The 13,364-nt window shown below is 69.3% G+C and carries 11 protein-coding genes and 1 tRNA gene; 7 read left to right on the forward strand and 5 right to left on the reverse strand.

The genetic code is table 11. The features are described 5' to 3' along the window. Positions 1–34: 34 nt before the first annotated feature. Both QQX02_RS07095 and sp36 read right to left on the reverse strand, forming a co-directional pair. Entirely contained in the window at positions 35–508 is a 474-nt protein-coding gene (locus tag QQX02_RS07095; protein ID WP_301142139.1) for a RidA family protein, read from the reverse strand. Continuing rightward, entirely contained in the window at positions 505–657 is a 153-nt protein-coding gene (gene sp36 / locus QQX02_RS07100) for a Sp36 family protein (protein WP_084631071.1), read from the reverse strand. Before sp36 ends, QQX02_RS07095 begins: the two co-directional genes overlap by 4 nt. Positions 658–754: 97 nt before the next feature. On the opposite strand from sp36, the gene QQX02_RS07105 reads away from it, so the two are divergent. From QQX02_RS07105 to QQX02_RS07115, 3 genes are all read left to right on the forward strand, one after another. Beyond that, positions 755–3,445, forward strand: a complete 2,691-nt coding sequence (locus tag QQX02_RS07105) for a transglycosylase domain-containing protein (RefSeq protein ID WP_301142140.1) — start codon at positions 755–757, stop codon at positions 3,443–3,445. 8 nt (positions 3,446–3,453) lie between these two features. Then, positions 3,454–4,365 (forward strand): metallophosphoesterase, encoded by a 912-nt coding sequence (locus QQX02_RS07110; RefSeq protein WP_301142142.1) that lies wholly within the window; start codon positions 3,454–3,456, stop codon positions 4,363–4,365. A 71-nt stretch (positions 4,366–4,436) separates the two neighbouring features. Then, positions 4,437–4,513 (forward strand) — tRNA-Pro (locus tag QQX02_RS07115). A gap of 174 nt (positions 4,514–4,687) precedes the next feature. Here QQX02_RS07115 and QQX02_RS07120 read toward each other — a convergent pair. Next, positions 4,688–5,566: a hypothetical protein gene (locus QQX02_RS07120; protein WP_301142143.1), complete on the reverse strand. Its 879-nt coding sequence runs from the start codon at positions 5,564–5,566 to the stop codon at positions 4,688–4,690. A gap of 258 nt (positions 5,567–5,824) precedes the next feature. Between QQX02_RS07120 and QQX02_RS07125 the strand changes: the two genes are divergently transcribed. Together QQX02_RS07125 and QQX02_RS07130 are read left to right on the forward strand one after the other, a co-directional pair. Continuing rightward, positions 5,825–6,658, forward strand: a complete 834-nt coding sequence (locus QQX02_RS07125) for an alpha/beta fold hydrolase (protein ID WP_301142144.1) — start codon at positions 5,825–5,827, stop codon at positions 6,656–6,658. Next, positions 6,651–7,268 carry a TetR/AcrR family transcriptional regulator gene (locus tag QQX02_RS07130; RefSeq protein WP_301142145.1) on the forward strand — a complete coding sequence of 206 codons (618 nt, stop codon included), beginning with the start codon at positions 6,651–6,653 and terminating at the stop codon, positions 7,266–7,268. The genes QQX02_RS07125 and QQX02_RS07130 overlap by 8 nt, the downstream gene beginning before the upstream one ends. Positions 7,269–7,444: 176 nt before the next feature. On the opposite strand, the gene xylB is transcribed toward QQX02_RS07130, so the two are convergent. Both xylB and xylA read right to left on the reverse strand, forming a co-directional pair. Continuing rightward, the gene (gene xylB / locus QQX02_RS07135) at positions 7,445–8,866 is read right to left on the reverse strand and encodes a xylulokinase (RefSeq protein WP_301142147.1); all 1,422 of its coding nucleotides are present in this window, start codon (positions 8,864–8,866) and stop codon (positions 7,445–7,447) included. 90 nt (positions 8,867–8,956) lie between these two features. After that, complete coding sequence (xylA, locus tag QQX02_RS07140; RefSeq protein WP_301142148.1) at positions 8,957–10,147, reverse strand: xylose isomerase; 1,191 nt, start codon at positions 10,145–10,147, stop codon at positions 8,957–8,959. Between the two features lie 120 nt (positions 10,148–10,267). Between xylA and QQX02_RS07145 the strand changes: the two genes are divergently transcribed. After that, positions 10,268–11,464 (forward strand): ROK family transcriptional regulator, encoded by a 1,197-nt coding sequence (locus QQX02_RS07145; protein WP_301142149.1) that lies wholly within the window; start codon positions 10,268–10,270, stop codon positions 11,462–11,464. A 110-nt stretch (positions 11,465–11,574) separates the two neighbouring features. Next, positions 11,575–13,233 (forward strand): L-lactate permease, encoded by a 1,659-nt coding sequence (locus QQX02_RS07150; protein ID WP_301142150.1) that lies wholly within the window; start codon positions 11,575–11,577, stop codon positions 13,231–13,233. The last annotated feature ends 131 nt before the right edge of the window (positions 13,234–13,364 follow it).

The raw sequence follows: 13,364 nt of genomic DNA on the forward strand, positions 1-13,364 counted from the left end.
GCTACAGCGCCCGATCGCTGCAGGCCTTGTCGCTCTACAGCGCGCGCAGCTCTGCGATCAGTTCGATCTCGACGGGCGCGCCGAGCGGCAGCGCCGCGACGCCGACTGCGGACCGCGCATGGCGGCCCTGCTCCCCGAACACGTCAGCGAGGATCGCACTCGCGCCGTTGAGGACGGCGGGCTGACCGGTGAAGCCTGGCGCCGAGGCCACGAATCCGGTCATCTTCACGATTCCCAGCACGGAGTCGATGCCGTCCGTCGCCGATGCGACGGCGGCAAGCGCATTCAGCACCGCTGCGCGCGCACACTCGACGGCCCGTTCCGGTCCCACGTCGCCTGCGCGCTGTCCCACCAGGCCCGTCGCGACCAGCTCGCCATCGACCAGGGGCAGCTGGCCGGAGGTGTAGACGAGATCGCCGATGCGGCGCGCGGGCGTGTAGGTGCCGACCGGTGTCGCCACCGCGGGGAGGGTGAGTCCCAGCTCCCTCATGCGCGCCGATGCGGTCATGGCTTGGGGCGCTTGAGGTAGGCGACGAGCCCGCCAGTAGGTCCGGTGACGACCTGCACGAGCTCCCAGCCGTCCTCACCCCACTGGTCGAGGATCTGCTTGGTCACGTGGTCGATGAGCGGTACTGTCGCGTATTCCCATGCAGTCATGTGATGAGACTAACGCGCCTCGCCCGCAACGCTTGGGGCATGTGGAGCGTTGACCATGGGACGTGTGCGCCTCGCACGCGGGACGTAAGGTTGGTGTATGGGAATCCTTTCTTCGAGTCGAGCGCGCCGTGATGGCCAGGTGACACTGGTGCAGCTGCTGGCTGCGCTCCTCATGTTCATCGCCTTCTCCGTGATCGGCGGCTTCCTCATCGCCGGCATCGCGCTCCCGGTAGCCACGGTCGCCGGCTCCGCGGCCAATGGCTCGGCGGAGCTCTTCGAGGACCTGCCGGACGACCTCGCCAACCCGCGCCTGCCTCAGCAGTCCAACATCTATGCGCGCGACGGCAAGACTCTGCTGGCCACCTTCTACTCGCAGAATCGCGTCGTGGTGCCGCTCGAAGAGATCTCGCCGTGGATGCAGAAGGCCGTGGTGGCGATCGAGGACAAGCGCTTCTGGGCGCACAACGGCGTGGACGGTGAGGGCATCGTCGCCGCCGCCTACCGGAACCTCACCACCCCTGAGAACCCCGGCGCCTCGACGCTGACGCAGCAGCTCGTCAAGAACACCCTGTATCAAGCGGCACTGAACGAGGACGACGAGGAGGCGCAGGAACAAGCCCTCGCCGAGGCGACCGAGGTGTCCATGGCGCGCAAGATCCGCGAATGGCGCCTCGCGCTCGCGTTCGAGGAGAACCTCAACAACCAGCTGGGGACCGACTGCACCGGCGAAGACCCTGCCGTGGACTGCGGCAAGGAAGAGGTGCTCCAGCAGTACCTCAACATCGCGCAGTTCGGCAGCAACATCTACGGCGTCGAGGCCGCGGCCCAGTACTACTTCTCGAAGCCCGCCGCCGAGCTCACGGCGCTCGAGGCAGCGACGATCGCCGGCATCACCCAGAACCCCACCAAGTGGGACCCGACCCGCACGTTTGTCGGCGAGGACGGCGAGGTCGACAACTTCGAGAACGCTGAGATCCGTCGCGACAACGTGCTGGGCGAGATGTTCGAGCAGGGCATGATCACCGAGGCGGAGTTCGATGAGTGGGAGGCGATCCCCGTCGCGGACACGCTCAACGTGTCGCAGCCCAAGTTCTCGTGTGCAGCGGCGGAAGACGCCCCGTTCTTCTGCGACTACGTCACCAAGATCATCCGCTTCGACGAGGTGTTCAACGCCGAGGGCCAGTCGGGTTACGACCTGCTGCTGACCGGTGGACTGAACATCGTCACCACCCTTGACGTCAAGAGGCAGCGCATCGCGAACCAGGAGCTGCGCAACACGCTACCGGCGGACGACCCCTCTGGATTCGCCATGGCGATGGTCGCTCTCGACCCCGAGAACGGTGAGGTGCTGGCGATGGCTCAGAACCGGGAGTTTGACCCCGCCGCCGAGGCGGAGAACTCCACGTCCATCAACTACTCCGTGGATCGCAAGATGGGCGGCTCGAGGGGATTCTCCCCCGGCTCGACCTTCAAGCCCGTGATCCTGGCTGAGTGGCTCAACACCGGCCACTCCTTGCGTCAGTTCGTCTCCGGCACCAAGCGCGAGTGGGAGGGCGACGACTGGACCGCATCGTGCCTGGGCGATGGGCCGCTCTACTCGGGCACCTGGGAGCCGGGCAACGTGGGCGGCACCGGCGCCGGACAGATGTCCGTGCTGCAGGCCACCGCGAACTCCGTCAACACCGCGTACGTGGCGATGTCGAGCCAGCTCGACCTGTGCGACATCGGCACCATGGCGGAACGGCTCGGGTACGAGCGCGCCGACGGCCAGCCGTACGAACCGGTGCCGTCGTCAGTGCTGGGCCCGCAGAACGCCTCGCCGCTGACCATGGCCGAGGTCATGCAGACGTTCGCGAATGAGGGCATCCACTGCGAGCCCATCGCGATCCTGTCGATCACGCAGCCGGACGGCACGGAGGTTCCGGTGCCGCAGGAGGACTGTCGTCAGGCCATCGACGCGGATGTCGCCAACGGCGTCACCTACGCGTTGCAAGAGGTCATGACGGACGGTTCGGGCCGGTTCACCCAGCTCGACGGCCGTCCGTCCGCCGGCAAGACCGGTACGTCCCAGGAGAATGCGCACACCTGGTTCGCGGGCTACACGCCGCAGCTGGTCTCAGTGTTCTGGCTCGGCCACCCCGACCGAGACGTCCCGCAGCAGAACATGACCATCGGCGGACGGTGGGAGCCGTACTTCTACGGCTCGACCCTCGCCGCACCCACGTGGGAGGCGTTCATGGAGCGCGCCCTCGATGGCCGGGAGGTTCTTGGCTTCCCCGAGGTCTCGTCCGACATGCTCAATGGCGTCCCGGTGCGAGTGCCCGACGTGCGTGGCCGCAGCGAGGGCTCCGCCCGGTTCATGGCCAACGACGCAGGGTTCCTGTTCCGCGTGTCCGAGCAGCTGGTGTTCTCCAATGAGTACGAGGCCGGTACCGTGGCCGCGCAGTCTCCGAGTGCCGGAAGCACGATGACGCCGGGCGGCACCATGACCGTCTACGTCGCCACCGACACCTACCCCGACTGGTGGTACAACTGGCCGGACGGCTGGGACCGCAACACTGCGCCCGACGACTACTGGGGTTCGAGTTGGCCGCCGGCGGAGTTCGAGTCGAACCCGCCCAACGGCTGGGAGCGCCAGTGCACGGGTGACGACACCTTCAACGAGGACACCGACAAGCCCTGCCCTGGCTATGACGAGGACGGCAACCCCGTCGGCGGCGGCAACGGCGGTGGCGGCAATAACGGCGGCGGCAACGGCGGCGGCAACAACGACGACGATGACGACTGAGTGACGCGATGAGTCCGTGGGTCAAGGCCGCTGGTGCGGTCGCGTCCGTTGGCGCCGGCGTGCTGGCATGGAGCCTTCTCGAGGCGCGCTCGTACGCGGTGCGTCAAGTGTCGGCGCCCGTGCTCGCGCCGGGGTCGCGTCCGATTCGCATTCTGCACCTCTCGGACCTGCATCTGACTCCGGGGAGCACGCACCGCGTCGAGTGGGTGCGCTCGCTGGCGCGCTATCGTCCCGACCTGGTGGTGGACACCGGGGACAATCTCGCCCACCCTGACGCCGTGCCTACGGCTCTCCACGCGCTCGAGCCGCTGCTCGAGTTCCCGGGAGTGTTCGTCCACGGTTCGAACGACTACTACGCGCCGCGTCTCAAGAACCCCTTGGCGTACCTCCGTCGTCCCACGGAGGTGCACGACGACGCGACGTCGCTCGACACTGCGTCGCTCACCGCAGGCTTCACGGCAGCGGGATGGCTGGATCTCAACAACGCCCGTGGCGAGCTCGAGATCGGCGGCCAGCGCGTGGACTTCGTGGGACTGGACGATGCGCACCTGGGCCGGGACGCGACGCCCACAGCGGTGGACGCCGTCGGCGCCCTGCGCATCGGCGTCACTCACGCCCCGTACAGACGAGCGCTCGAGGCGCTCCGTGGTGACGGAGCGTCCGTGCTCCTGGCGGGCCACACGCACGGCGGGCAGGTGGCGGTGCCGGGCTACGGAGCGCTGGTCACGAACTGCGATCTGGACACGTCGCGTGCGAGCGGCCTGCACGGCTGGCCGGGTCCGAGGCCCGATGCGCCGGGAGGGACCGACAGCGTGTGGCTGCACGTCTCGGCCGGGGTGGGCACGTCGCCGTACACCCCCGTGCGGCTCGCGTGCCGACCCGAGGTCACCGTGCTCACCCTGATGCCGCGCGGACGCTGAGCGGGGGAGAGGCCCGAGGGCCAGTTAGGTTCAGGGCCTGCGCATCAGGTATCCTGACACGGCTGAAAAATCGGGGTGTGGCGCAGCTTGGTAGCGCGCGTCGTTCGGGACGACGAGGTCGCAGGTTCAAATCCTGTCACCCCGACCATTCACAGCAAAGCCCCTCCTTCGGGAGGGGCTTTGCTGTCTCCACGACTGACCGTTCCGCCCTCCGGGCGACGCTCACCGGACCCCTATCCTGTCCGGCACTCACTGTCCCCTGTGGCGCGCATCGGCCCCCTGTCCGGCACTGGTGAACAGGTGGTGCCGGACAGGGTGACTGCTACTGGTTCTTGGCGACGGAGGAGACGCACTGGCCCTGGTTGCGGAACCCGAATGCCTCCCAGCCGCCCTTCTTGCAGTCGGCCTTGCTCTGCGGCTCGAGCACGACGGTGGGGGACACCGTGAAGTCGTAGTCGATGCCCGTGGCCGCCGTCGCCGAGGCCAGACCATCCCAGCCGAGTGTTCCGCCGGCGATGAACTCCTGGCCACCATTCGCCGCATCGTTGGTGATCGAGCCGTAGCTGTCCGTCAGCAACGTCAGGTCGTCGATCTGCAGCGTGAGGCAGCCCTCCGCCGTCGCGACATCGGCCGCAGCCGTCGCACACGTCGTGGGGTCGGCGTCGGCGTCGATCTCGAAGGTGACGTCGAGAACCCGGTCCGTGCCGGTCAGGTCGATGGTGTGGAACGTCTGGACGTACTCGCCGCCGGCGCCTCGTCCATCGCTCAGGCCCACGATCGCGCGGTTCGCCGTCGACATGGTGAGGTAGATGTACGCGCCCTCATTGAGGCCCCGCTCGCCCGCCGCGAGCGTCGCGGTGTCGACCAGGCCGATGAGGCCGAAGTCACCGGCTGCGGCGTCGATCAGGTCGAGCGTCCCCTCGAGAGTGACGACGCCCGCATCGGCCGGCGTGGTGAGTGAAGGGGCGCCCCACTGGTAGCCGTGGCTGTAGCCGCTGGGAGCGGGATCGCCGACGTGACGCATCCATCGGCGCGGGATGCCCGTCTCTGCCGCGGGATCGACGATGTCGGACACCGTTCCTGCGAACTGGGAGCTGTCATCGGTGCCACCGGCGCTGGGCGCTGCCGCGACCGGCGATCCGGTGACGGCGACGAGGATGCTGGCGCCTGCGAGGATGCCTGTGAGGATTGCCTTCTTCATGCATTGCTCCTGTGATGATCGTGTCATCGGAGCCGGTTTCGCCCACTCGCTCCACAGCTGGAACTGGGCGACCAAGGTCTATCCCGCTGCATCGTTGCTTCTCCGTTGCGTGCGCTTGACAGTAGCAGTCCAGGTGCTTCAGGAGTCAAGGCCCTCTGCCAGGCCGGTTGGGTCGACCGCAGTCGCCGTGGCGGCGCTGCAGCGTTCGATGGAGAAGAGGCTATTGACAATAGCCAAAAGGAGATGCACACTAGCCGCATGACCACACCACAGCAGTCACCCCAGGCTCAGACGCACTACATCGACCGTCCGGAAGGGCGGGTCGCTTATGACATCCAGGGCGAAGGCCCGCTGCTCGTTCTCGTCCCAGGGATGGGCGAACTGCGGTCCTCGTACCGGTTCCTGACGCCGGCGCTCGTCGACGCCGGCTACACCGTCGCCACGACGGACCTTCGTGGTCATGGAGACAGCGCCACGACGTTCGCGGCGTACGGAGACGTCGAGACCGCCGGTGACATACGGGCGCTCATCGCCGAGCTGGGCGGATCGGCCGTGATCGTGGGCAACTCCTTGGCCGCTGGCGCTGCTGTGATCGTCGCGGCCGAGCACCCCGATGAGGTGGAGGGGCTGGTCCTCGTGGGCCCGTTCGTCCGGAACCCGCCCGCCAATGCGTTCATGCGCGCGATGTTCCGGGCGATGATGGCGCCCGCTTGGATCGCACCCGTGTGGAAGGGCTACATGCCCACCCTGTACGCGGGCCGCAAGCCCGACGACTTCGACGAGTACCGCGCGGCCGTCGTGGCGAACCTCAAGCGCAAGGAGTACGGGCGGGCGTTCTCCCAGACGACCCGCCAGACCGACCACGACCCCGCCGAGGCGAAGCTCGGCGCAGTCACCGCTCCCACCCTCGTGATCATGGGAGACAAGGATCCGGACTTCAAGGATCCCGCCGCCGAGGCCCGCTTCGTGGGCGAGGCGCTCGAGGGGCGGGTCGTGATGGTCGCCGACGCGGGTCACTACCCACACTCGCAGCAGCCCGCAGAGACCGCGGCCGCCGTGATCGAGTTCCTCGGGTCGGTGCACCGTGCCTAGGGTTGGCCTGACGCGGGATCGGGTCACCGACGAGGCGGCGATCATGGCCGACGAGGTGGGGCTCGACAACCTCACCCTTGCCGCCTTGGCCGAGCGACTTGGAGTACGCCAGCCCTCGCTCTACAAGCACATCGACTCGCTTGCTGGTCTGCGCCGCAGCGTCGGATGCCAGGCCAAGCGCGAGGTCGGGGACGTGCTTGCTCGCGCGGCCGTGGGGCGTTCCGGCCCCGAGGCGATCCGCGCCATGTCTCACGCCTACCGCGAGTGGGCCGTCGAGCACCCAGCGAGGTACCAGGCGGCCAACGCGGTGCCGGCGCCCGGTGACGTGGAGGACGAGGCGCTCTCGATGGCCGTGGTCCAGATCATCGCGGATGTGCTGAAGTCGTACGAGCTCGAGGGCGACGATTCGGTCGACGCGATCAGGGCCTTCCGCTCGGTGCTCCACGGCTTCATCGCCTTCGAGACCACGGGTTCGTTCCGATGGAGCGCGGACATCGATCGCAGCTTCGCACGGCTCGTCGACGGCTTCATCCTCGCGCTCGCCCACTGGGGCGAGCTCAGTGAGACTCCCACCACGCCCGCAGTGCGCACGGATCGGAAGCGGTCATGAGCATCGTTCTCTCCACATCGATCGACATCTCCGCCGGGCACGCCCTCGATGCGCACTCCTTCAACCGGTCGCTCAAGCGGCGGGTCGAAGCCCGACACTCAGTGCCCGCCAGCGTTCCCGCACACCGCGGATCCGACACTGAGCGCCCACTGGGACGCTAAGGCGGCGAGGCGGAGTCAGTAGGCGGAGGCCGCGGCGCGGTACTGCTCGCGGATGATTGGCTGGTGGTCCGGTGCGGGCCTTGCGACGGTCTGCACGTCCCATGCGGGGCGGCTTCCCGTGAGCGCCCACGCCGCCTGGACCGCCGCTCCGAGCGCGACGTACTCCGCCGGCTCGGGGATCTCGACGGGCGTGTCGAACACCTGCGCCGCGATGGCCTGGACTGCGGGATTCTGCGCCGCGCCGCCGACCAGCAGCAGTCGCTTGGGCTCGAGTCCCTGGCGGCGCACCGCCTCGACACCGTCGGCCAGGGCGCACAGCATGCCCTCGACGGCCGCGCGGGCGAGGTTCTCGCGCGTCGTCGACGCGAGCGTGAGGCCGCTCAGCGTCGCGGTCGCATCGGGCAGGTTGGGCGTACGCTCGCCCTCGAAGTACGGCACCAGCACGGCGCCGCCGGCACCGGGCTCCGCGGCCAAGGCGAGGGTGCCGAGTTCGTCGTGCGTGACGCCGAGCACCCGCGCGATCGCGTCCAGCACGCGAGCGGCGTTGAGGGTCGCGACCAGCGGCAGGAACTCCCCGGAGGCGTCGGCGAACCCGGCGACCGAGCCCGACTCGTCGCGGGCCGGGACCGGAGTGACGGCGAAGACGGTGCCGGAGGTGCCGATCGACACGACCGCGTCGCCCTCTCCCGCTCCCAGGCCCAGCGCTGCGCCCGCGTTGTCTCCCGCACCCGGGCCCACGACAGCATCGGCCGTCGTGGAGTAGCCAGCCACGCCCGTGCCGGCGGAATCGCCGGGGCCGAGCACGCGCGGAAGTATCGCGTCGTGGCCGAGGGCCGCGACGAGGAGGTCGCGGTCGTACTCGCCCGTCGCGGGGCTCCAGTAGCCGGTGCCGGACGCGTCCGAGCGGTCGGTGGTGAGCTCACCGAGGTCCGGTCCCAGGGAGCTGTCGTCTGCGGGACCGTAGCCGCGCAGACGCCAGGTCAACCAGTCGTGGGGCAGGGCGACAGCGGCCACCCGTGCGGCGTTCTCGGGCTCGGCGTCGCGCAGCCAGCGCAGCTTGGTCGACGTGAAGGAGGCGACGGGCACCAGTCCCGTGCGGTCGGCGAGCGTGGCGGCGCTGAACTCGGCGATGAGGTCCTCGGCGGCGCCGGCGGAGCGGGTGTCGTTCCACAGCAGCGCGTCACGGATGACGCGGCCCTGGTCATCGAGCACGACCATGCCATGCTGCTGGCCACCGACGGAGATCGCGGCGACGTCCTCGAGACCGCCGGCGTCGTCCAGAGCCGCGCGCAGGGCGTCCCACCACGCCGCAGGTGGCACCTCGGTGCCGTCGGGATGCGAGGCCCGGCCGGACCTGACGATGGCCCCCGTGTCGAGGTCGCGGATGACCACCTTGCAGCTCTGGGTGGAAGAGTCGATACCGGCAACGAGCGTCATCGCGCGTCCTTTCGTCGGGAGGGGAGATAGCGGTGCGCCCGCCCCCGCCGGGCGAGGCGTAGGGGCGGGCGCACCGGTCGAACACTGGGTCTAGCGGGCACCCATCAGGTGCTCGGAGGCCAGCTGCTGCAGACGGACGAAGCCGAAGCCCTTGCCGCCGAAGTACTCGTCGGCGTTGAAGTCCTCGTATGCCGAACGGTCGGCGAGCAGGCCGTCGTAGGTCTCACCTTCGCCCATGGTGGGCTGGCCGAGCTCGTAGACGCGTGCCTCGGTGAGCGCCTCCTGCACCTCGGGGTCCGCACGGAACGCCGCTGCGCGCTCCTTGAGGAGCAGGTACATGGACATGTTCGCCCGCACCGACTCCCACACGCCCGTGATGTCCTCGGTGCGTGAGGGCTTGTAGTCGAAGTGGCGGGGGCCGTCGTAGCTCGGGCCGCCGTTGGGGCCGCCGTTCTCGAGCAGGTCGACCAGCGAGAAGGCGTTGTGCAGGTCGCCGTGGCCGAAGACCAGGTCCTGGTCGTACTTGATGCCGCGCTGGCCGTTCAGGTCGATGTGGAACAGCTTGCCGTGGTACAGCGCCTGAGCGATGCCCGCGGTGAAGTTCAGCCCGGCCATCTGCTCGTGGCCGACCTCGGGGTTGAGGCCCACGAGTTCCGGACGCTCGAGGGAGTTGATGAACGCAAGTGCGTGTCCCACCGTCGGCAACAGGATGTCGCCGCGGGGCTCATTGGGCTTGGGCTCGATCGCGAACTTGATGTCGTAGCCCTTGTCGGTGACGTAGTCGCCGAGCACGTTCACAGCCTCGCGGTAGCGCTCGAGAGCGGCGCCCACGTCCTTGGCCGAATCGTACTCCGCGCCCTCGCGGCCGCCCCACATCACAAAGGTCTTCGCGCCCAGCTCTGCCGCCAGATCGATGTTGCGCAGCACCTTGCGCATCGCGAAGCGACGCACGCCGCGGTCGTTCGAGGTGAAGCCGCCGTCCTTGAAGACGGGGTGCGAGAAGAGGTTGGTGGTGACCATCTCGACCACGATGCCCGTGTCCGAGCATGCGCCCTTGAGGTCGTCGATCGCCTTGGTGCGATCGGCGTCCGAGGAGCCGAACGGGAAGACGTCGTCGTCGTGGAACGTGATGCCCCAGGCACCGGCTTCCGCCAGTCCATGGATGGCTTCAACGGTGTCCAGGCGGGGGCGGGTGGCGGGACCGAAGGGGTCCTGTGCTTCCCAGCCAAGGGTCCAGAGGCCGAACGAGAACTTGTCCTCGCGCGTAGGTGTGGGGGCCATGGTGATGCTCCGATCATCGTCGATCTGTTAGGTTGTTGACTCCAACATAATCGGCGGTGTGGGGACCTGTCAAAATATGGGTCGGACCGATCTCGATCGCATGGACACGGAGGCGCGCAGATGACTGAGGCGACACCGCCGCGTCCCCTCGCGGCCGGACGGGGCAGCCGCAACGAGTCGACTCGCCGCCACAATCTGTCCACCCTGCTGTCGCTGGTCCACCACCGGCGCTCGGCGTCGCGGGCGGAGCTCACGCGACTGACCGGACTGAATCGCTCCACGATCGGCGCCCTCGTGGCCGACCTGGCAGCGGCGGGACTCGTCGAGGAGACCGCCCCCGCCACCGGCACGGTGGGCCGGCCCAGCCCGATCATCCGGCCCGACTCCCGGGTCACCGCCATCGCGGTCAATCCCGATGTCGACGCGATCCTCGTGGGGCTGGTCGGACTCGGCGGCGTGGTGCATGGCCGCCGCCGCATCGCACTCGCCGACGTTCCCAGCGTCGACGCAAGCATTGAGCACGTCCGTGCAGCAGTCGCGGCGCTGACGGCCGATGCGCCCGTGGGCCTGCGTGTGGTGGGAACGGGCATCGCGGTGCCTGGACTGGTGCGCACCTCCGAGGGGGTCGTGACCCGCGCACCCCACCTGCTGTGGCGAGACGAGCCCGTGGCGGCTGCGTATGCGGAGGCATTCGGCGTGCCGGCGGCCGCCGACAACGATGCCAACACCGCGCTCGCCGCCGAGACGCTCTTCGGCGCAGGGCGCGAGCGGTCCGACCTCATCTACCTCAATGGCTCGACGTCCGGCATCGGCGGCGGCGTGCTGGTGGGAGGCGCGGTGCTGCGAGGGGCGGACGGCTTCGCCGGCGAGCTCGGGCACACCCTCGTCACTCCCGGCGGTGAGGACTGTCACTGCGGCCGATCGGGATGCCTCGAGACCGAGGTCAACCTGCAGCGGCTCGAGGCCGCTGCGGGGGACAGGGCGCTCAACCACGATGACCTGGACACGGCGCTCGCGGGCGAACTGCCGCCGGCGCTCGGCGACGAGATCGACCGTCAGGTCGACGTCCTGGCGCGTGCCATCGCCTCCTTCGTCTCCGTCTTCAACCCCGAGTCGGCGATCCTCGGCGGGTTCCTGGGAACCATGTACGCGTTGCGCACCGAGCGGCTCGAGGCCGCCGTCGCGGCCCACGCCTTCTCGCCGCTGGCCGACGGCCTTCGGATCGAACGCGCGGCGCTGCGCGACGAGCTGCTGATGGTGGGCGCGGCCGAACTCGCCTTCGCGTCACTGCTGGCAGATCCGCTCGGCGAGCGCTGACTCCTCCCCTCCTCTCCTCGGGGCGCGACGCCTGCTGACGTGCCCGCGCATCGGCCGTCGGTCTGGCACGCTGGGGGCATGACAGCGAGTCGCATCGGTGCGAGGTCGGGGTGCTGACCGCGCTCGCGGCGCTGCCCGTCGCTGCAATCCTGATCCTGATGGTGGGCGCCAAGTGGTCGGCCTCGCTCGCGGGCGCGACGGCGGCATTCGGCGCGATCATCCTCGCGCTGACGGCCTTCGAGTACGGACAGGACGATCCGTTCGGCCCGCTCGAGGGCGTGATCGGGGTGCTCGCGCGCGCGGCCTGGGTCGCGTTCACCGTGATGCTGATCATCGGCCCCGCGCTTGGCGTGCATCACCTGCAGCAGCGGACAGGTGCGACCGCCGCGCTGGAGGCCGGGCTGGCGCGCATCACCCCCGACCCGCGCGTCGCAGCCCTGCTGATCGTCTGGTTCTTCTGCCTGCTCATCGAGGGTGCAGCGGGGTTCGGCACCCCGGTGGCGCTCGCGGCCCCGTTTCTCGTGGCGGCGGGGTTCAAGCCGGTGACGGCGGTGGTCGCGGCGATGGTGGGACACGCCTCCGCGGTGCCATTCGCGGCCGTCGGCACCCCGACACTCGCTCAGCTCGCGATCGTCGACTACGCCCCGCGCGAGCTCTCCTGGGCTGTCGCGCCGTACATGGCGGTGGTGGGACTCGTGCTCGCCTTCGTCGTGGCCCGGCTGGTGGGCACCCTGCTCCCGACGGCGGGGCCGCCGTGGAGGTGGATGGCCGTCGCCTACGCCGCGTTCTTCGTCCCGAACCTGCTCATCGCCCGGTTCGTGGGGCCGGAGCTGCCGTCGCTCGTGGGGGCGATCGGCGGCGCGGTGGCATTCATCCTCACCGTGCGCTGGGCTGTGAGCCGCCGCATGCGGGCGGACGCCACGGGCACGGGACCTCCGCTGAGCGCTGAGGAGATCGCGGCCGACGAGCAGGTCCGTGAGAGCGCCGAGGAGGTGATCGAGCGCTCCGAGGAGCTGCGTGCGGCCGATGCGCGGGCGGGTCAGTCCGCGCCTGTCGACACCGTGCCTGTCCACACCGTGCGTCGCGAGCCTCGCATGAGCGTGCTCTCAGCCACAGCCCCGTACCTGGTGCTGGTGGCGCTGGTGCTGCTCACGCGCCTGGCCGCGCCAGTCCGTGAGGCGAGTCAGGCGTGGGAGGTCCGCTGGGACCTGTTCGGGCACTTCTCGGAGAGCATCCAGCCGCTGTACCACCCGGGGTTGCTGCTGCTCGTCGCGTTCCTCGCGGGCGCCGTCTGGCAGCGTGCGGCGGTGAGAGACGTCGGGCTCGCGTTCGAGAAGGCCACCTACCAGGTGATCCCGGTGTTCGTGGCGCTGGTGGCGATGGTGACGGTGGCGTTCACCATGTCAGAGTCCGGCATGACCACTCAGCTTGCCGTCGCCGCCGCCGGCGCGGGCGCCGCGTGGCCGCTGCTGTCCCCGTTCGTCGGGGCGCTGGGGACGTTCATGACCGGCTCGGCGACCGCATCGAACATCCTGTTCACCGAGTTCCAGGACCAGACGGCGTTGTCGGCGGATCTCGATCCGGTGCCGCTGATGGGAGCGCAGGGCGCGGGGGCGGCCATCGGCAACCTCATCTGCCCGCACAACGTGGTCGCGGCGGCGGCGACCGTGGGCCTATCGGGACGCGAGGGTCAGGTGCTCACGAAGGCTCTACCGATCGCGGCCGTGTGCCTCGCGATCATCGGCGTCATGGCCTGGGTGATCGTCTAGCCCCACCCCTGTCCGGCACTCATTGTCGGCTACGGGCGCTCGCGGCTCCCTGTCCGGCACTCACTGACACCAGGTGCCGGACAGGAGTCATCCAGGCGCCAGAGGCGTCCACCAGTGCCGGACAGGTGACG

The sequence above is a fragment of the Demequina muriae genome (genome assembly GCF_030418295.1).
Lineage (GTDB): Bacteria > Actinomycetota > Actinomycetes > Actinomycetales > Demequinaceae > Demequina > Demequina muriae.